This is a genomic window from Paraburkholderia sp. CNPSo 3272, assembly GCF_024206495.1.
Lineage (GTDB): Bacteria > Pseudomonadota > Gammaproteobacteria > Burkholderiales > Burkholderiaceae > Paraburkholderia.
Genome location: NZ_JAMBPQ010000005.1, coordinates 184,055 through 202,533 on the forward strand (window position 1 = coordinate 184,055; position 18,479 = coordinate 202,533).

Sequence of the window (18,479 nt, forward strand, 5' to 3'; positions counted from 1 at the left end):
TCTAGTTCGATTCGTCGATCAGGAACGCTTGCGGATCAACGAGCATCATCATCATCATTCCGCCAGGAAAGATGTTGTTCGTGGTGATCTCGCGCTCGTTGTGCGAGTGCCACATGAATGCGAAGCCGGCTTCCGTTTGCGGCGGATTCACCGACGTGCCGCTTGGCGGCGTCGTGCCCGTGGGTGAAGTCGCGCGCATGGTCGCGTCGGGTCCGAGATAGGGGCTGCCGCCGTACCAGAAGCCGTTGGTCAGCACGTGCGAGTCGGGCAGCGTCACCGGGCCGCCGCTCCCCACCTTGCCGAACGGATGGGTTTCGAGCGCTTTGTTGTGATCCGCGCACCATTCGTAATAGTTCGGCGCCGTCGGATCCTGCGTGTAGTAGCCGTTTGCATCCGGGATACAGACGCTGCCGTCGCCGGGATAGTGCCCATAGACGTCCCAGTTCAGGCCCTTGCCCGTCCAGTAGAAGATCCCGTCCATCGCAAGGCCCGGCGTCGTCGTGGTCGTGAAAAGCAGCGGGCCAGCCACCTTGGTCGCGTCCGTTTTCGCGAGCAGCATGTTGCCGTCGCGCGCGAGCACGCGCACGTGATTGCCGTGCTCGTGGAACGGGTGTTGCCAGCGCCCCGTGCCGATGATACGCAGCAGCACCAGCTCGCCGGGATGCATGTGCGGGTTGCCGTTGTATGGCTGATTCGGATATTGCGCCGCGTAGTTCGGGTCCATGTCGTCCGGCATCGAGCGTCCGTTCACCATGAAATACGCCGGGTGATAGGGCTCCGTCTCGACCGTCATGCAGCCGGTCGGACTCGTGCAGGCGTTGCCGGCCTGCTGCTCCGCCTGGGCATGAATGCGCGGATCCATTTCGGAGAACTGAAACAGATACTCGCGGTCGTAGCACGCGGCGCTGTGGTTGTAGGCCGCCGCGGCATTGCGGAAGTCGGGCTGGCCGTCCAGCAGCTTGCGCGTTCCCTGGATCGGGTTGCAGCCGGTCGGCACCGCGAGCGTGCCGGGCGACGACGTCGGCAGGACGATGACTGCGCCATACATGCCCATTTCGATCTGCAGATCGCCCTGCGTGCCGCTGTAGTAAGCGTGCGTGCCCGGTGTCGCCGCGATGAAGCTATAGGTGACCGCGACCGTATGGGACGCCTCGCGCGTGAGCAGGCCCTGCACGCCCGTCGGCGTGCCGGAGCAGAGCCTCGTCGTCGGGTCGATCGTTCCCATGCATACGTCAAACCCGGGAAAGAGAATCGACGTGTTGCCCGCCGCCGCGGGCAGATTGTTGGTGAGCGTCACCGTGACGATGTCGCCCTGGTTGACGATCAGCGTCGGGCCGGGAATCTGCATGGTCGGGCAATTCGCGCCGGCAATGTTGGGCGGCGAAAATCCGGCCGGAGCCGTATTGCAGCCGTAGCCCCACGAATAGACGCTATTGCCGTCCGGCTGGGTAATGCGGCTCGCCTCGGCGCGCAGGTCGAAATGCGTGCCCGTGATGCCAGGCGCGGCCGCATGCACCTGCATGCAGAAGAGCGCCGCCACGCCGAACCGTGCAAGCCGTCCGAGGCGCGCGAGGGTCGCGATCCCTATGCGGTAAGTGATGTGTCCCACGGCTCTTCTCCTAAGTGCAGGACTTCCTGGCCGGGTCCATGGCAGGCCAGCCATGAACCGTCTTTATCGCGTGCATGAAGCGTCTCATAGCGTGCAGACCTTCGTCTTCGGATCCACCGACCTGCAGATGTGCACCTCTGTCATCAGGCCTCCGAAGTTTTCCTGATCGTTTGCCAGATGATCCAGATTCGGCGTGTACAGGTAGAACACCTGCCCTGACTGATACTTCGTCGTGTCACTGGCGTCGAGGATCAGGTCGAGCGACTCACCGCCCCCGAGCGTGATCGAGTTCGTGTAGTAGGTCATGTCGTTGCCGGCCATGTCGCGCAGCAGCCGCGCATTGAGCGCGACCACGTGCATCGGAATGCCGAGCGAGGCGAGCGTCTGATATTCGGTGACGTCGAGGTCCGAGATGCGCAGCAGCACCTTGCCGCCGACGGGGATATTGATCAGCGACGGCAGCGGTTGCGAGAAGCGCGGCACGCCGTCCGACGCGGGCGTCGAAAGCGGATTCGGATTCACGGTGTCCGGATAGCTGCGGCCATTCAGCATGAAGAATTTGTCTTTCATGTCGGTGAAGGGCTCCGGATTGAACGTCATGCCGACGAAGTGGAAGTTCGGATCGAAGCCATGGATCTGCACCGGATACTCGACGTCATAGGCGGTCGAGCCATCGCCGTCGTTGTATGCGTAGAGCGTGGGCGTCCCGCTCAAATTGTTCACGTGCAGCACGCCGTTCTGTGGCGGCAGCGGCGTCGTGCAGAGAATGTCGGTGCCGCACCGCGTGCGCAGATCCTGCTGCTGCAACACCAGCGACTGGTACAGCGACTTGCCCGCGGGCACGCGGTTCTGACGCGGACGCACGAAGATCTGGCCGACCATCCCCATCTGCAGGTGCTCCGGCGGCGTGATGTGGCAGTGCCAGAAGTAGGTCCCCGCATCCGGGGCGAGGTAGTAGTAGGTGAAGCTCGCGCCGATGTTGATCGCGACCGAGGCGTCCGGCACGCCGTCATAGAACGACGAGGCATTCGGATAGCCGTGGAAGTGCACCGTGTGCTTCTCGAACAGGTCGGGGCGCATGATCATGCCGACGTTCGTGAGCGTGAGGAAGAACTCGTCGTCCTCGTCGATCGCCATCATCGGCGCGGGCTCGTTGCCGTTCATCACGCCGACGTCCATGATCGGCCGCGGATCGACATGGCCCGTGAGCTGGCCAGGCGGCGTGGATTCCGGATCGGGCGTGAGACCGACCGCGCCGTTGTAGGTCGGATCCGTTCTGGGATCGCCGACGGTGTTGAACACCGAGGCGAACTGCGTGCCGGGCAAGCCGGCCTTGATGTCGGCGAGACCGGACAGTGGCCCGAACGCGAACAGATAGGTCTGCACGCCATTGGCCATCGTCGCGTAACCGTCGCCACCCGAGATCTGCTGGCACTTGATGGCGCCGTTGACGACACCGGTCGATGCCGAGGTCTGGCCCGTGAAGGACGGTCCCGTGTACGGCGGTTCGCCGGCGCCCGACGGCAGCGCCGTCGGATGCGACGGCGTGGTCGGCGGGCATTGAACCATGAACGACTGGGCAAATGAGGGGATCGCAAACATCATGCACAGCAGGGTTGCCACGCTGTTGCGACACATGCGGATGCTGAACATATGACCTCCGTCCTTGGGGTCAAGCAGCGCGTCAGGCGCTGAACGTCACGCTCAACTGCAGTTGCGGGCTGATGCGATCGTCACACTGACCCGTATGTGGATTCTGGATATGGGCAGCGGGGCCTGCGATGGGTCACCTCCCTACACTTGCAGTAGGGCAAACCCATCGCGTTGCGCGGTCGTCGTCCTGACGGGCGATGGAGTGTGTCCTGGCCGACACAAACGACGCGTCATGCCGCGATTGCGGCTGTGGAAGCGGAGCGCTCGCGCAACGCCATATCTTTCGTTTGCATTTCGAATCATCTTCGCTCATCGAATAAATCTGACGATTGAAACGTCGTTCTTATGTGCCCTGTGGCATATAGCGTCGAACTTCCGATGGGTACAATCCCGCGTATTCACGTCATGCGCGCAAATGCGAATACCGCGGACGCTTCTCTATCGCGCGGTCAGACGGACGGCACTCACCTCCTGGTCTCATGCCGGCGAGGGACTTGGCGGACTTGGCGGCGGGGGTGGGACATGGATTTTCTGGAAAACAGAGCGGTGGCGAATCTCGTCGAACGGAAAGATCACGCCCTTGAACTGGTCGAACCGGAAAGCGCGAAGCGAACGTACTACCCCACCATGTCGATGTGGTTGAAGCTGGAACAGCTTCAGGTGGCGCAGCAACTCGTCGAGCCGCTGGACCAGGACCGGCAGCCTGTTCTGTCCACGTCGCTCCACGGCGTGGCGCATCTCGACGGCCAGGAGCTTTCGATCATCGGCGTTCCCCAGCAGGCGACGCGCATGCTTCAGGTGAGCTTCGAAGCCCGCGACGTCAGCACGGCCGACCGGCTTGGCCTGCGCGCGCTGGAAGACGAACTCGGCAACTCGATGTCCGATGTGGCGCTCGGCACGGCCCGGCTGGGCTTCAATCCCGCCGATGAGGATTCCGGCGAACCCGATCAGTGGTGGCTCGCGTGCCACATTCCCCCCGCCTGCCTGCAGGTGCTGGCGAAGGCAATCTCGGACGGCCAGCTTGGCGCGGTAGAGCTGGGTCTGGCGATGCGGCGCCTCTATACGTTGGAAGATCCGGCGGCCGAGCCCGCACGCCGGCCCCGGCTCTTTCTGCGTCCCAATGAAAGCGACGACACGATCGAATGGCCGAATATAGCGACTGGCTATGTCACCCATCTCCGGATCGATTTTGCGACGGCTTCATTGCGCGGCTCGGCGGCGAGCGGCGACCCGGAGGGAGCGGCGAAGGTCGTCGCGCAAGCCGTCAGCTCGCTGGGACCGACGCTCCTCAACCTCAGACTGACGGTAAGGTGGATCGGCATCCTGATTGCCGTGCTGCTCTTCCTTGAAGTTCTCGAGCGGCTGCAGATCTGAGCCGGCGCCCGCCTGGGGCTAGCAGGAGCAAAGCTACATGTAGTTCGGGCGCAAAGACGCGGCTCGAACGCGCCGCCACGCCCCAGCCTTTCCCCGCGGGAAAGCACGCTTCACCCTTCCTCAATTTTCGCGCTCGCGAAAATCTCCCACACTTGCCATCACGCCTGGTCCGTACCGTTCGTACGGAGTTGCGCCCCGACCGCGGCTCGCGACGCGGCATCCAAAATACTGGAGACAGCATGAACAGCCATCCCCTCGACCTGGGCGGCAGCGCGCCGGGCGAAGCGCCACGCCGCCCGCTCACCGCGGAAGCCCCGTTGCCAGCCCCCCAGCGGGTCACGCTCAGCAGCTTCATGGACGACATGCCCGTGGGCGCGCTGCACCGCTTCGTGGTATGGGTGATCGGCATCGGCCTATTCTTCGACATGTACGAGATCTTCCTCGTCAGTTCGATCGGCTCCGCGCTGCAGAACGAGTATGGACTCGATGCGCACAGCCTCGCGTTCAAGCTCCTGCTGGCCTCGGCCTTTGTCGGCATGTTTTTCGGCTCGCTCTTCCTCGGCAGTCTCGCCGACCGCATCGGGCGGCGGCGCGCCTTCCTGCTCACGCTCCTGTGGTACAGCGCGTTCTCGCTGCTCGCCGCGTTCTCCGTGAACGCCACCATGCTCGTGGCGTGCCGCTTTCTGACCGGCGTGGGCGTCGGTGCGATCTATCCGGTGGCCGACAGCTTCCTTTCGGAAATCCTGCCGAAGGAGAAACGCGGCCGGATGGCCGCGTGGGCCTATACAACTTCGTACGTCGCGGTGCCGCTGGTCGGCTTCCTCGCGGTTTGGCTCAACCCGATCCATCTCGCCGGCATTGCGGGATGGCGCATCATCCTCGCCATCGGCAGCCTTGGCGCCCTGTTCGTGCTGGCCGTGCAGCATCGCCTGCCGGAAAGCCCGCGCTGGCTGCTGGCGCAAGGCCGCGCCGACGAGGCCTATGCGATGCTGGGCCGCTTCGCGCAAAGCGCCGCCGCGCCGATGCCGAAGCGCTTTGCCGAGCCGCAAACGCGCCAGCACCCGCTGAGCCTCCCGGAGCGCATCGCCGTACTGCGGCGCGCACCCTATGACAAGCGCTATGTCATGCTCGTCGTGTTTCACCTGTTCCAGGCCTTCGGCTACTACGGCTTCGGCACGCTTGCCGGGGTCGTCGTGAAGAGCCGCGGCATCGACGTGACGGGCAGCACGCTGTTCGTCGCCCTCTCGTTCCTCGGCTACCCGATCGGCTCGCTGCTCTCAGTGCCCCTGCTCAACTGGATCGAGCGCCGCACGCTCGTGATCGCCTCGCTGATCTCCATCGGCATTTTTGGCCTTGGCTTCGCGTACTCGGCTCAGGCCGCGCTGATCGTTTGCTTCGGCGTGCTGACGAACTGCGCATCGAATGTGTTCAGCAACGCTTACCACGTGTACCAGGCCGAGATTTTCCCCGCCAGCGTGCGCTCGACAGCGATCGGCAGCACCTATTCGCTCTCGCGCATCATGAGCAGCGCCCTGCCCTTCATCTTGCTGCCGGTACTCACGCAGCACGGCCCGATCGCGATGTTCGGCGTGATCTCCGCCGCGCTGACCATCGTCGCGGTGACCCTGCGTGCGCTCGGTCCCCTCACCACGCGGCGCAGCCAGGACGAGATCAATCCGGTCTGACCCGCCGATGCCTCGAGCGTCCCTCGATCATGGGGGCGGCTGCCGCGTCGTGCGGGGCGCCCCGATTTTCATTGCGCCGCGCGCGCCGACATGTAGTCGAACAGACTCACGATGTCCGAGCTTGGCGCGCTATCCGCCTTCATGCCGATCCAGAGCGTGCGCCACGCCCACGCGTCCGCCAGCTTCACCTTGACGACCCCGGCTTTGCCGCGCTCGTCGCTCACCGCGTCGCGCGGCAGCACGCCGATACCCAGCCCCGCTTCGATCATGCGAAACACGCCGTCGAAGTTCGAGGCCTGGATGCGCAGCTTAAGCGATCGCTCGATGGCGAATGCCGCGTCCGTCATGCGCGCGAGCAGCGAGCTGCCATCGCTCAGGCCCACGTAGTCTTCGTCGAGCGTATCGGCGAAGCGGATCACGTCGAGTTGCGCAAAGCGATGATTGCGCGGCACGAGCAGGACGAGTTCGTCGCGCCGATAGAGGCGCCGCTCGATGCCGGGCGCGGGCACGTTGTCGGCGAACACGCCGAGGTCGGCCTTGCCTGCGCCGAGCGCCTCGACGATCTCGTGGCTCAGCCGCTCTTCGAGACTGACTTTGATGCCCGGATGCTCATTCAGGAAGCACGCGAGATCGACGGGCAGAAACTGCACGATCGCCGACGTATTCGCCCACATGCGCACGTGCCCGCGCACGCCGGCGGCGTAGTCGCTCATTTCGGTGGCCATGCGATTCACCTGATCGACCACGCGCGTTGCGTGCTCCAGCAGCGCACGCCCCGCCGGTGTGAGATCCACGCCACGCGCGCGACGGATGAACAAGGCGCAGTCGGTCACGCTTTCGAGTTCGGCAATGCGCTTGCTGACGGCCGAAAGCGTGAGCTGCCCGTGCTCGGCGGCCTTGGTGAGGCTGCCATGTTCCGCGACGAGCAGAAAGACCCGCAGCGACTGCAGATCGAAGTGAAGTGGATTGACCATGATGAAGGCGACAGAGCCGGCGCGAAAAACGATTGTCCTGCATCGCGGGCCTGGGAGGAAGTGCGGATGTGGAAATGCAGAGGCGGACCTGTAGCGATGCACGTCCGCCGCCGGCCATGCGGGCCGGCGTGCTCACCGCCGCACACTCCCCCCCGGCTCAACGGCGAAAACCGGCGAGAAGGATCAACCGGCCTGGATCGGTTCAGAAATTTCGATGAGGTTCAGATCCGGGTCGCGCACATAGACGGAGCGAATCTTCTGCGTCGCGCCCGTGCGCTCGACCGGACCTTCGACGATCGGCCAGTTCTTCTCTGCGAGATGCGCGATCACCGCATCGAGCGGTACCGCGGCGATGAAGCACAGGTCGAGCGCGCCCGGCACCGGCACATGCGCCTTGGGCTCGAACTCCGCGCCACGCACATGCAGATTGATCTTCTGGTTGCCGAAGCGAAACGCGAGCCGCCCCGCGCCGAAGGTCTCCAGTTGCATCTGCAACACTTCCGTATAGAAGTGCTTCGTGGCCTCGGGGTCCACGCAGGTCAGCACCAGATGGTCGAGGTGGTCGATCAACGCCATGCTTCGCTCCTGTCATGAGTACGCGCGTTGTGGGGGCATGCCTTGCGCCTGCTCAGGCACCGGATGCAGGTCGAGGCGGCGGCCGGCCTTAAGAATCTGGCTGGGCACATCATGACCGATCAGTCCGGGCAGCAGCGCGGCGGCGTCGAGCACGGCGGCGAGATCGACGCCGGTGTCGTAGCCGTCGAGTTCGAGCATGTGCACGAGCTCTTCCGTGCACACGTTACCGCTCGCGCCCGGCGCGTATGGACAGCCGCCGAGGCCGCCTAGCGAGGCGTCGAAGCGCACGATGCCCGCATCGAGCGCAGCAAGCGTGTTGGCCAGCGCCATGCCGCGTGTGTTGTGGAAGTGCAGCGTCAGTTCGAGCGCGCCGAACGCCTGCGCAGCGCTTTCGCACAACCTACGCACCTGCGCCGGATGCGCCATGCCGGTCGTATCGCAAAGCGTTACGCCCTGCACGCCCAGTTCTGCGAATCGCCGCATCCAGCCGAGCACGTCCTGCACGGGCACGTCGCCTTCCATCGGGCAGCCCATTGCTGTGGAGAGCGAAACATTGATCGCCACGCCCGTGCCGCGCAGCGCATCGATCACGTCGCGCAACTGCGCGAACGACTGCTCGCGCGTCATGCGCAGGTTGCTGCGATTATGGGTCTCGCTCACCGACATCACGAGATTCACTTCATTGACGTTGCACGACAGCGCGCGCTCGGCGCCGCGCACGTTCGGCACGAGCACCGTATAGACGACGCCCGGCACGCGCTCGATGCCGTGCATCACCGCCTCGGCGTCGCGCAGCGCGGGAATCGCCTTGGGCGACGTGAACGAGGTGACTTCGATCTTCGCGTAGCCGCAGGCGCTCAGGCGGTTGATCAGCGCGATCTTGTCGTCCGTGTCGATGAAGGCGGCTTCGTTCTGGAAGCCGTCGCGCGTCGCGACTTCGTTCAGATACAGCACCTTGCCCTTGAAGTTGTCCTTATTTCCGGTCGTCATCTCGCTGCTCCCCGTTCAGATCACGCCGCGAGCGCGCCATGCTTCACGCGTTGGAGCGTCCACGCCTATCGATTCCAGCACCGTGTCGGTATGCTCGCCGAGCTTCGGCGCGCTGCGCTCGATCGTGCCCGGTGTGCCGCACAGTTTGGGCACCACGCCCGGCACCTGCACCGCCGTGCCGTCGGCCAAGGTGTCGCCCACGATCATCCCGCGGGCGTGGTAATGCGGATCGGCCGCGATGTCCGCGACGTCGTAGATACGGCCCGCCGGAATGCGCGCTTCGTTGAGCGCCGCGAGCACCTCGTCGAGCGTATGCCGCGCGGTCCATTCGCCGATCGCGGCATCGATGCGCTCGACCTGCGCGACGCGCCCGTCGTTCTGCGCGAGCGCGGGATCGTTGCCGAGGTCCGGGCGGCCAATCAGTTCCATCAGGCGGCGATAGATGCTGTCGCCGTTGCCTGCGATCAGCGCGTACTTGCCGTCGCTGCAGCGGTAGGCGTTGCTCGGCGCGATGCCGGGCAGGCTGCTGCCCGCTGGCTGGCGCACGGCGCCGAACACCGAATACTCGGGCAGCAGGCTTTCCATCATGTTGAAGACCGACTCGTAGAGCGCGACGTCCACGACCTGGCCCTTGCCACCCTGCTGCTCGCGGTGCCGCAGCGCCAGCAGGATGCCGATCACGCCATGCAGCGCGGAGAGCGAATCGCCGATCGAGATGCCCACGCGCACCGGCGTGCGCCCGGGCTCCCCGCTCAGGTGACGCAGACCGCCCATCGCTTCTGCGACCACGCCAAAACCGGGCCGGTCGCGATAGGGGCCGGTCTGCCCGTAGCCCGAAACGCGCAGCATGACGAGGCTGGAATTGATCGCGCTGAGTTCGTCCCAGCCAAGGCCCCAGCCTTCGAGCGTGCCGGGACGGAAATTTTCGATCAGCACGTCGGTTTCCCGGACGAGACGGCGAATCACGTCCTGCCCTTCGGGCGTGCGCAGATCGAGCGTGATGGATTCCTTGTTGCGCGACTGGGCGGCCCACCAGACCGACGTGCCGTCGTGCAGCAGACGCCACTTGCGCAACGGATCGCCCACGCCGGGCGGCTCGACCTTGATGACGCTCGCGCCGAATTCGGCGAGCATGCGTCCAGCAAACGGACCCGCGATGAGCTGTCCGAGCTCCAGAACGCGGATTCCTTCGAGTGGTCGTGGCATGGCTTGTCTCCTGTCGACCAGAGCTGGGGCAAAGCTGTCGATCAGAGTTAGCGCTTTAGCTGTCGATCAGAGTTAGCGCTTTAGCGCTTACTCTGATCCCATGCAAAGCTCCTTACTCTGATCCCATGCAAAGCGCCTTACTCTGGGCCCATGAAAGGGGTTATTTCGGACCGTCAGCGACTGACTATGGGAGACATGATGAACCGGAGCGCACCCTTTGATAATCGATGCTTGCTCAATCTGGCTTGAGCAAATGGAAAGGCTGCGCGAATGTCTCGCGCGCTCGAGCGTTCGCGTCGCTTCGCGTGGTGCGCGGCGCTGCTGCGAACTTCCTCACCGGAAACCCCTAGGTGCCGCTCGAAACGCTGCTAGAAGAAAGTGACATCCGGCGTTCATCCTCACACCCCACGTAGCGTGGGCGAGCGATGAAGCCATGCAGGCGCTTGCGGATCAACTCGTGGAAACGTTGCGGCGTTTTGCGAACGCAAGCCGCGCAATCGGGTCAGTGCGCGTTGAGCGCGAGGCGCGGCAACCGCAGCGGGGTTGCCCGCGCCTGAATCATCAGGCCATTTCCGGCTGCCTGGCGTACCACCATTCGTCGACGGCCTGCTTCGCCGTTTGTTCGACCACGCTCAACGCCATCAGCACATCGATCTTCAGCTTGGGAATTGCAAGCTCCACGGAAGGCAGCCTGGCCGTTTCCACTTGTGCGTCGGCACCTTCCACTACCGCGCGGCACAGCCATTGCGTGTCCGTCGCGTCTGCTCTCGCATCGACTGTGACTCGAAAGCCACGATACTCGACTGCCATATACTCTCCCGAAACCTGACAAAACGTAATGCTCGCCCCGCCGGTCGGCGGTGAGGGGGCGACTATATCACCACTTTCGTGAGGCTTCAGCGACGTCCACACGAAGTCGCGAAGCAGTCGTGCAAAAACACCGCGCCCGCATTCACGCCCTGTTTTAAGGAGCGATTCTGCGGGCGCAAGAACAATCGGGTCAGTTCGGACTTCCGACTTTCAGCTCGCGAGCGTGGTGCGCAACGAAGCCTGGCGCATCGTCCGCCAGCCGACGATTGCGAGCGAAACGCCCGAGATCACGGCGGCAACCGAGACGTAATACGCGGGCGCGAGCGTATCGCCCGTCACGTGAATCAACACTTCGGCAATCGTCGGCGCGAAGCCGCCAAAGAGCGTCACACCCAGGCTATATGCGATGGAAAGCCCCGCCGAGCGCACGCGCACCGGAAAGATCTCCGACATCAGCGCTGGCATCGGGCCCGAATAGGCGGCCTTGAAGATGCCCGCCGCGCCCTGGAGCACGAGCAGCCAGCCGAGCGTGGGATGCCGCTGCAGCAGCGCGAACATGGGATACGTGAGCGCCGCGAGCAGGATCGATGTGGTCAGCATGATGCGAATACGGCCGATGCGGTCCGAGAGCGCGCCCATCACCGGCGAAAGCGCGAACTGCAGGCCGCCGTTGAGCACGACCACGCCGAACGAGGTCGCCGCCGCCATGTGGAGCTGCTTCACCGCGTACATCGGCATGTAGAGCTGAAGGATGTACACGCCGACGGTGGACTGCGCAACGATGCCCACCGCGAGCACCAGGTTCACCCATTGGCACCCCAGCCCCGGCTCATTCGTTGCGCGCGCATCTTGTTCGCTGTGCGCTCGCTGGTTCGCGACGAATTCTGGCGTCTCGTCCAGATGCGAGCGGATGTACCAGCCCACGGGCCCGAGCACGAGCCCGAAAAAGAACGGCACGCGCCAGCCCCATGCTTGCAATTGCTCGGGCGGCAGCCACCATGCGAGCACGCCGCCAAACGACGCCGCGAGAATCGCCGCCGCGCCCTGGCTCGCGAACTGCCAGCTTGCGTAGTAGCCGCGCTTCGCGGAGCTGTGCTCGACCATGAACGCCGTCGCGCTGCCGAATTCGCCGCCCACCGCGAAGCCCTGCACAAGGCGCGCGAGCAGGATCAGGAGCGGCGCGGCGATGCCGATCGACGCATACGGAGGCATGACGGCCATCGCGAGCGTGCCCGCCATCATGAGCGCAATGGCGAGCGTGAGGGCGCCCTTGCGTCCCTTGCGGTCGCCGTAGACGCCCAGCACGATCGCGCCGAGCGGCCGCATGAGAAAAGAGATGCCGAACGTGCCGACCGCCAGCAGCGTGGACAGCCATTCGTCGTGCATGGGAAAGAACTGCTTCGCGATGATGGGCGCGAAGTAGCCGTAGACGAGAAAGTCGAACCACTCCAGCGCATTGCCGATCGACGAGGAGAACACGATGCGGCGCACCATGCCGCGGCTCAGTGGCGCGCCCGTTACCGACGACCCGGTCTCCATGTCAGTCTCCTCCGTTTTTATTCGGTCTACTCATTGTTCGTCGTGAACCGCGAGCGGGGCATTCCCGCTCGCGGCAAACGCTGCTTGCCGCCTAGAAGCCCGCGGCGAGCCCGTCGCGGCGCGCGTCGCTCGCGGCCACATAACCGCGCTCGGGGTCGTTGCGATCGAGCTTCCAGATGAACTGACCCGACCCGAAGTCCATGTACGGATCGTCGATTCCCTTGATCTCGTGGCCGAGCCCTTGCAGCGCGCGCGCAGTCTGCGGATTGAAGGTCGATTCGATATCGAGCGTGAAGTCGCGGTTGACCTTCCAGCGCGGCGCATCGCACGCGGCCTGCGGCTGCTGGCCGTAGTCGAGCATGCGTACAACCGACTGCAGATGCCCTTGCGGCTGCATGTCGCCGCCCATCACCCCAAAGCTCATCACCGCTTCCTGGCGGCCGTCCACCTGCTGCGTGAGGAACGCCGGAATGATCGTGTGGAACGGGCGCTTGCCGCCTGCCACGACGTTCGGCGATGCCGGGTCCATCGAAAAGCCGCAGCCGCGGTTCTGCAGTGCGATGCCCGTGCCCGGCACGACCACGCCCGAACCGAAGCCCATGTAGTTCGACTGGATGAAGCTCACCATCATGCCGCGCTCGTCCACGGCGGAAAGGTAGATCGTGCCGCCCGAACGCGGCATGCCGAAGTCGAACTGCGTGGCCCGCTTCGGATCGATCAGCTTCGCGCGTTCTTTCAGGTAGGCGTCGTCGAGCATCTGCTCGGGCGTGACTTCCATCGAACGCGGATCGGCCACGTAGCGATAGACGTCCGCGAACGCGAGCTTCATGGCCTCGATCTGCAAATGCTGCGATTCGAGGCTGTCGAGCGCGAGCGAGCCGATGTCGAATTGCTCGAGAATGCCGAGCGCGATCAGCGCAGCGATGCCCTGCCCGTTGGGCGGAATCTCGTGGACCGTGTAGCCGCGATAGTTCTTGCCGATCGGCTCGACCCATTCCGGGCGATAGTTGCGCAGGTCGTCCAGCGTGAGCGCCCCGCCGCCTTCGCGCGCAAACGCAGCGATGCGCTCGGCGAGTTCGCCTTCGTAATAGTCGCGCGGACCGCGTTCCGCGAGGCGCCGCAGCGTGGCGGCGTGGCCGGGAAAGCACACGCGCTCGCTCACTTCGGGCGCGCGGCCGCGCGGCATGAACGTATCGGCAAAGCCCGGCTGATTGTGCAACTCGGGAATTGCCGCCTGCCACTTGCGCGTGACGATGGTCGCCACCGCATGGCCGCGCTCCGCGATTTCGATGGCCGGCTCCATGAGGTCCGCGAACGGCAGCTTGCCGAACTTCGCATGCAGCGCTTCCCAGCCCGCGATCACGCCCGGCACGGTCACCGTGTCCCAGCCGCGTTTGGGCTGCTTCGCGAGACCGTTTTCCTCGCCGTACTTGCGGCGAAAATAATCGACGCTCCACCCCGCCGGCGCATTGCCCGACGCGTTCAGGCCGTGCAGCTTCGCGCCGTCCCACACGAGCGCGAAGCAGTCGCTGCCGAGGCCGTTCGACACCGGCTCGACCACGGTGATGGCGGCTGCGGCGGCAATGGCGGCGTCGACGGCATTCCCGCCTTTCCAGAGCATGCGCAGCCCGGCCTGGGCGGCAAGCGGATGCGACGTCGAAACGATATTGCGGGCGAACACCGGCAGGCGCGGCGTCGGATAGGGGTTTTGCCAGTTGAAGCGCGTCATGGAAATTCGGATTCCGGTAATGAACTAAAGCAGCGTCGCGCGCACCACCACCCTCAGTGGTGATCACGCACGGCTCATGCCGATCTATCGATTATCTTGAAGGATCAAGCGAAAAAATATTAATATTTTATTATCGACACTTAAGTTTTATTTACATGCTAACCCTACGTATGCTCCGCACCTTGCAGGCCGTCGCACGCAGCGGGTCGTTCGCCACGGCGGCGGAAAAAACGGCGCTCACCCAGGCCGCCGTGAGCCTGCAGATGCGCGGGCTCGAAGAGGCGCTCGGCCGGCAGATCTTCGACCGCCGCGCGCGCCAGGTCGCGCTCACGCGCGAAGGCCGCGAAATCTGCGCGAAGGTCGAGCACATTCTCGCGCTGATCGACGAGCTGCCCGCCAGCGCCGGCGATACGATGCGCGGCTCGATCATCATCGGCGCGGTGGTGTCGGTGATCGGCGCGCTGTCGCTGGCCGTCGCGCATCTGAAAACGGGCCATCCGGAACTCGAAGTGCGCCTCACGTCGGCGCGCTCGAACGAACTGGCGCGCATGGTGGAAGACGGCGACGTGGATCTCGCCGTGGTAGTTGGCAGTGCAGATGGTTCGCTTCACGAGTCGCTCGCGTGGACGCCGCTCTACGAAGAGCCTTTGATGCTCGTGACGAGCCGCGCGACGCCCGGCGACGACGCGCGCCGCATCCTGCGCGAGCGCGGCTTTCTGCGCTTCGACCGGCGCGTGCCGACGGGCGTCGTGATCGACCGCGCACTTGGCGAGCTAGGCATCGAACCGCTCGAATATCTGGAGCTGAACTCGATCGAAACGATCGTCTCGCTGGTGCGCAACGACGTGGGCGTGAGTGTGTTGCCAGTCCTGCAAGGCGGCAAATGGCAGAGCGATCCGAATTTGCGGCTTGTGTCGCTGCCCGGGCGGCCATTCATCCGCACGGTGGGGATGATTCACCGGAAAGCGCACAAGCAGACGTTGCTCACACAAACGATTGCAGACATGCTGCGTCGGTGACAGAACGCGTGACTGCCATGTTTGCGGGCCAGGTGTTTGCACAGACCGCCGCACCGGCAAGCACGCAAGGAAGGGCAGCCCGCCGCCACGGTGACGCATAACGACCCGATCGTTCGCAAGCGAATGGAAGTTCGCGAGGCCAACCGGCAACCGCGCGCCCGCACAGCGGAAGCGCGCCACACCTTCCGGCAGGAAGCACGTGACGCCCGGGCCGAGCGCAACCAGTCGGCGCAAGACTCGCGCGCCCGCGCGCAAGCGGCGCGAAATGCAGGGCTTCGTCGCGACAGATGCAACCGGCGGATTTACGACCGCCGCCGGAATACGGGGCCACGCGACTGACGCGACAAACAGGCGCGCGATTTTCACGGTGCGGGCCGCGTCTTCTGCGTGTCACCGGCAGCGACGAGATCGTTGCCGACAAGTTCGAGCTTCAGCGGGTCATCAGGTGATAGTTGCTTCTTCGCGAACACACGGCGCCAGCTTGTACTGCCCGTCGCGTCACGGAAGAATGCCACCACGGCAACGTACTCGGCATCGGGCTTCATGGGCTGCGTGACATTTACCGCCCCTCCCGGGGCGACGACGACGCTGGCCATATCCTGGAGATCCTGGGCCAGCACCGAACGGTCATCATTCAGGAGGTCGTCGTACGATGCGGCGTCAAACCCCTTGCGGTCCTTGAGCTGATAGATGCGCACAGCAACCGAGAACGGCTGGTTGCCCGAGGTACTGTTCAGCGATGACCGAGCGCTGAGGTCCACGTTGAGCGTCTTGACCGTCTTGTGAAACACCGCGTTGTACGCACTCGCCGTGCCGTCCGACACGGATTGCCACGCGCCACACGCAGACAGGATGAGGCACAGGCCCGCTGTGGCCACTACAGGAAATATGCGCACGGTTCCTCCGTGATTTACGGGTTCAGACCGTCGCAGCGGTCCGGATGCCGAACGTGCTTGCGATAACGAAGAGTACTGTTCATACGGTGGCCCCTTCCCCAGTTCCAGCCAGTGCGTCTTGCGCAACCTCGGCGTTCAGAGACCCTCTACTGTCTTGTGACGCAGAGGCGACTGTCTGCTCGTGGCTATTCCGGTACACGTTCCGATAACGCAGGTAGCCACCGGTAATGTCCTGCGGCTCCATATTCGTCGGAAGCCGGAATCCCGCGCGCGAGTCGTGCAAATAGTGATTGAATAGCTCCTGCACACCTTTTGGGACGTCGGCACTTTCGGTAACGGCCGAAAAGAGCTCACGGGTGTCGCCGCTTGTCGGACGATGTTCCCATGCATACATTAACGCTGTGACGGGCGAGAGCAAACCTAGCATGGCTTCGGTACTTACCGTTTTAAGCGGAGATTGCAGGCTGGTACGAATGGCATTTACCTGCTCGACCAGATCCTCCTGTGGTTCCCGCAGCTGGTTCTTGTCAAGGTTTGTTGCCGCCGAAAAGAAGTCGCGGTTTTGCAGATCGACTTTCGTCGGCAATGCCTTGCGCCACCGCAGGTACTGACGCGTGTGCTGATGAATCATGTCCAGTACACCGTCCTTGCCTGATGCGTTCGATTTAATGTTGGAATCGCTCCAGTACGAATTATAAGCTTCAAGCAATTCGGTTGGTATATCAAACTGATTTTTTAGGGCGGCGAATTCTTGACTGTTGATTTCTTCCCGGGATCTCAATGGGACCCCGGCTTTGAGCGCTTCGTAGTACATGTCGTTTAATGGAATCTGGGACAGCTGCCCGGATTTTCCCTGTTCCGTCGGAAGGTATCCGCCACCCACATCCGAGTGCATCCCAGGGTATGCCACCTGATGCACGTTGTCCGCCATTTCCAGAGGAAAGCACGCACGCGCTGCTCGTGCAGTGCAACGAAGTGGACACACTTTTCCACAGTTGCAGGAATGGATTGTGTGCCTTCGGCCCATGACATATGGCCGTTCACACCGGGTATCATGTTTGGGACACCTACTGAGGCGACGGTATCGAAAAGACCCATGAAATATATACGCAACGGAACGCCTGCAAGCGTGTGAATCCCGCCGTCATCCTGCTTGAGCAATTCACTCAACCAGTTCGTAAATGCGCGAGCTTCCGCAGAGCCTCGAGAGAAGCCGAACACCGCGACGTTGACGGAGGTAACCTTGCGTTTGCACTGATCGCTTGTAAGGACTGCCCTGAGCTTTTCTTCCCATTTGCGAAAATCCGCAATGCGGCGTTGATTTTCCAGAGCCATGTTCGCCAGCGTCTGCCCCATTTTTGCCCCCACACCAACAGCAATAGAGGTGGGCAGCGCTTGCTGCATAATTGCGCTCGAGTCGGAGCTTGAACTAGAACTGATCGAATTAACGAGTTTCTTTGCTACGTCATCGGTGAGTAGCACATGGCCTTCTGTGGCATACGAGTGTATCGAGTTGAATATTCGTGTGATGCTCCAATTAATACGGTCCGCACCCATGTAGCCGGCACCCATCCCAAGCGTATTTCCGCTCTGATTATTGTCGCCGATATCCTTCATTGGCGTGCCGACACCGGTGATGTACCAAGGAAATAATCCTGTCCGCGCATCAGGAATTGCGGCATTGAAAAGCCGGGCAACATTGCTGTGCTTGTTGCGAGCCCGTTGATCGCCAGACGTCTTCGGTTCAGTCCAGTCTTGGTTGTTACCAGTGCCGTCGAAGAAAATGGTGGCGTACACTTGCCCTTGGCAATGCCCGGCCTCCTGCTTGTGTACGCAATCCATTGCGGCGGCTCTCTGCGTCATTTCGCGCGGGGAAAGCTTGCGATAGCCGTCCGCCGGGAGAGGATCCGGGATCGTGAGCGTGTAAGACATATTCTGCGTCCGTGTTATTGGATTTACATTTTGGCTTCGTCACCCTTTAACGGGTATTCTGGATTGGTTGTCAGAACAAGATCCGTAACGAAAACCTTGATCTCGCCGCTCCGTAGGAAGTGCACTGCGAAGACTCCTGTATCTTTAGGGCGGAAAGGAGGAACAGTAACCGTCCTGCTTTGGGGATTTTTGTCGTAGTTGTCCGTCCAACGCACTGTCACTGTCATACCCGGTGTATATTTCGCGTGCACGGAAACACAGCATGCAAAGCCTCCCTGTTCATGCTTGGCTAGAAACGACCCTGCTTCACTATTCACGGAGAAGCTACCGATCGAGTGATCTGTATGGTTGTAGCCCACGACGTCGAGTCCCATCGTGTCATCGGTAGCCGCATTGCGATGAATAAGAAGAGCACTCGACAATGCGAGTATCTCAATACATGCAAGGATCTTTATCAAGCGATACATGTTGGGATCCTTCTTATTCT

The 18,479-nt window shown here is 63.0% G+C and carries 16 protein-coding genes and 1 pseudogene; 4 read left to right on the forward strand and 13 right to left on the reverse strand.

What is annotated here, in order from left to right; all coding sequences use genetic code 11:
* Position 1 precedes the first annotated feature (1 nt).
* Complete coding sequence (locus tag M3I53_RS08750) at positions 2-1,522, reverse strand: multicopper oxidase domain-containing protein (RefSeq protein WP_254315684.1); 1,521 nt, start codon at positions 1,520-1,522, stop codon at positions 2-4.
* A 171-nt stretch (positions 1,523-1,693) separates the two neighbouring features.
* On the reverse strand, positions 1,694-3,262 hold the full coding sequence (locus M3I53_RS08755; protein ID WP_254315547.1) for a multicopper oxidase domain-containing protein: 1,569 nt from the start codon (positions 3,260-3,262) through the stop codon (positions 1,694-1,696).
* A gap of 522 nt (positions 3,263-3,784) precedes the next feature.
* On the opposite strand from M3I53_RS08755, the gene M3I53_RS08760 reads away from it, so the two are divergent.
* Positions 3,785-4,636 (forward strand): hypothetical protein, encoded by an 852-nt coding sequence (locus M3I53_RS08760; RefSeq protein ID WP_254315548.1) that lies wholly within the window; start codon positions 3,785-3,787, stop codon positions 4,634-4,636.
* Positions 4,637-4,875: 239 nt separating this feature from the next.
* On the forward strand, positions 4,876-6,321 hold the full coding sequence (locus tag M3I53_RS08765; RefSeq protein WP_254315549.1) for an MFS transporter: 1,446 nt from the start codon (positions 4,876-4,878) through the stop codon (positions 6,319-6,321).
* Between the two features lie 68 nt (positions 6,322-6,389).
* Here the strand turns inward: M3I53_RS08765 and M3I53_RS08770 are convergent, their stop codons facing one another.
* The 4 genes from M3I53_RS08770 to M3I53_RS08785 all read right to left on the reverse strand — a co-directional run bounded on the left by M3I53_RS08770 (position 6,390) and on the right by M3I53_RS08785 (position 10,067).
* Positions 6,390-7,295, reverse strand: a complete 906-nt coding sequence (locus tag M3I53_RS08770) for a LysR family transcriptional regulator (RefSeq protein WP_254315550.1) — start codon at positions 7,293-7,295, stop codon at positions 6,390-6,392.
* A gap of 183 nt (positions 7,296-7,478) precedes the next feature.
* Complete coding sequence (locus M3I53_RS08775) at positions 7,479-7,871, reverse strand: VOC family protein (protein ID WP_254315551.1); 393 nt, start codon at positions 7,869-7,871, stop codon at positions 7,479-7,481.
* Between the two features lie 12 nt (positions 7,872-7,883).
* A complete protein-coding gene (locus M3I53_RS08780) occupies positions 7,884-8,861 on the reverse strand; it encodes a hydroxymethylglutaryl-CoA lyase (protein WP_254315552.1) in 978 nt (325 codons plus the stop codon).
* A gap of 15 nt (positions 8,862-8,876) precedes the next feature.
* Positions 8,877-10,067, reverse strand: coding sequence for a CaiB/BaiF CoA-transferase family protein (locus tag M3I53_RS08785; protein ID WP_254315553.1), 1,191 nt, complete (start codon positions 10,065-10,067; stop codon positions 8,877-8,879).
* Positions 10,068-10,449: 382 nt separating this feature from the next.
* Between M3I53_RS08785 and M3I53_RS38415 the strand changes: the two are divergent.
* A pseudogene (locus M3I53_RS38415) lies at positions 10,450-10,583 on the forward strand (glycerate dehydrogenase); the annotation flags it as partial.
* A gap of 45 nt (positions 10,584-10,628) precedes the next feature.
* Here the strand turns inward: M3I53_RS38415 and M3I53_RS08790 are convergent.
* From M3I53_RS08790 to M3I53_RS08800, 3 genes are all read right to left on the reverse strand, one after another.
* Positions 10,629-10,877: a hypothetical protein gene (locus tag M3I53_RS08790; RefSeq protein WP_254315554.1), complete on the reverse strand. Its 249-nt coding sequence runs from the start codon at positions 10,875-10,877 to the stop codon at positions 10,629-10,631.
* A 210-nt stretch (positions 10,878-11,087) separates the two neighbouring features.
* Positions 11,088-12,416 carry an MFS transporter gene (locus tag M3I53_RS08795; RefSeq protein ID WP_254315555.1) on the reverse strand — a complete coding sequence of 443 codons (1,329 nt, stop codon included), beginning with the start codon at positions 12,414-12,416 and terminating at the stop codon, positions 11,088-11,090.
* A 91-nt stretch (positions 12,417-12,507) separates the two neighbouring features.
* Complete coding sequence (locus tag M3I53_RS08800) at positions 12,508-14,145, reverse strand: gamma-glutamyltransferase family protein (RefSeq protein WP_254315556.1); 1,638 nt, start codon at positions 14,143-14,145, stop codon at positions 12,508-12,510.
* Positions 14,146-14,300: 155 nt separating this feature from the next.
* On the opposite strand from M3I53_RS08800, the gene M3I53_RS08805 reads away from it, so the two are divergent.
* On the forward strand, positions 14,301-15,164 hold the full coding sequence (locus M3I53_RS08805) for a LysR family transcriptional regulator (protein WP_254315557.1): 864 nt from the start codon (positions 14,301-14,303) through the stop codon (positions 15,162-15,164).
* Positions 15,165-15,526: 362 nt separating this feature from the next.
* Here the strand turns inward: M3I53_RS08805 and tssJ are convergent, their stop codons facing one another.
* The 4 genes from tssJ to M3I53_RS08825 all read right to left on the reverse strand — a co-directional run bounded on the left by tssJ (position 15,527) and on the right by M3I53_RS08825 (position 18,459).
* The gene (gene tssJ / locus M3I53_RS08810) at positions 15,527-16,060 is read right to left on the reverse strand and encodes a type VI secretion system lipoprotein TssJ (RefSeq protein WP_309249492.1); all 534 of its coding nucleotides are present in this window, start codon (positions 16,058-16,060) and stop codon (positions 15,527-15,529) included.
* Positions 16,061-16,139: 79 nt separating this feature from the next.
* Entirely contained in the window at positions 16,140-16,874 is a 735-nt protein-coding gene (locus M3I53_RS08815) for a hypothetical protein (RefSeq protein WP_254315559.1), read from the reverse strand.
* A gap of 5 nt (positions 16,875-16,879) precedes the next feature.
* Positions 16,880-17,992, reverse strand: coding sequence for a phospholipase effector Tle1 domain-containing protein (locus tag M3I53_RS08820; RefSeq protein WP_254315560.1), 1,113 nt, complete (start codon positions 17,990-17,992; stop codon positions 16,880-16,882).
* Between the two features lie 23 nt (positions 17,993-18,015).
* Positions 18,016-18,459: a DUF3304 domain-containing protein gene (locus M3I53_RS08825; RefSeq protein WP_254315561.1), complete on the reverse strand. Its 444-nt coding sequence runs from the start codon at positions 18,457-18,459 to the stop codon at positions 18,016-18,018.
* Between the last annotated feature and the right edge of the window lie 20 nt (positions 18,460-18,479).

Coding starts and splice junctions, on each gene's coding strand:
- M3I53_RS08790 (WP_254315554.1), bottom strand. CDS start 10,877: ATGGCAGTCGAGTATCGTGGCTTTCGAGTCACAGTCGATGCGAGAGCA.
- M3I53_RS08780 (WP_254315552.1), bottom strand. CDS start 8,861: ATGACGACCGGAAATAAGGACAACTTCAAGGGCAAGGTGCTGTATCTG.
- M3I53_RS08820 (WP_254315560.1), bottom strand. CDS start 17,992: ATGTCTTACACGCTCACGATCCCGGATCCTCTCCCGGCGGACGGCTAT.
- M3I53_RS08785 (WP_254315553.1), bottom strand. CDS start 10,067: ATGCCACGACCACTCGAAGGAATCCGCGTTCTGGAGCTCGGACAGCTC.
- M3I53_RS08775 (WP_254315551.1), bottom strand. CDS start 7,871: ATGGCGTTGATCGACCACCTCGACCATCTGGTGCTGACCTGCGTGGAC.
- M3I53_RS08825 (WP_254315561.1), bottom strand. CDS start 18,459: ATGTATCGCTTGATAAAGATCCTTGCATGTATTGAGATACTCGCATTG.
- M3I53_RS08760 (WP_254315548.1), top strand. CDS start 3,785: ATGGATTTTCTGGAAAACAGAGCGGTGGCGAATCTCGTCGAACGGAAA.
- M3I53_RS08755 (WP_254315547.1), bottom strand. CDS start 3,262: ATGTTCAGCATCCGCATGTGTCGCAACAGCGTGGCAACCCTGCTGTGC.
- M3I53_RS08770 (WP_254315550.1), bottom strand. CDS start 7,295: ATGGTCAATCCACTTCACTTCGATCTGCAGTCGCTGCGGGTCTTTCTG.
- M3I53_RS08795 (WP_254315555.1), bottom strand. CDS start 12,416: ATGGAGACCGGGTCGTCGGTAACGGGCGCGCCACTGAGCCGCGGCATG.
- M3I53_RS08815 (WP_254315559.1), bottom strand. CDS start 16,874: ATGTACTACGAAGCGCTCAAAGCCGGGGTCCCATTGAGATCCCGGGAA.
- M3I53_RS08800 (WP_254315556.1), bottom strand. CDS start 14,145: ATGACGCGCTTCAACTGGCAAAACCCCTATCCGACGCCGCGCCTGCCG.
- M3I53_RS08750 (WP_254315684.1), bottom strand. CDS start 1,522: ATGCAGGTGCATGCGGCCGCGCCTGGCATCACGGGCACGCATTTCGAC.
- M3I53_RS08765 (WP_254315549.1), top strand. CDS start 4,876: ATGAACAGCCATCCCCTCGACCTGGGCGGCAGCGCGCCGGGCGAAGCG.
- M3I53_RS08805 (WP_254315557.1), top strand. CDS start 14,301: ATGCTAACCCTACGTATGCTCCGCACCTTGCAGGCCGTCGCACGCAGC.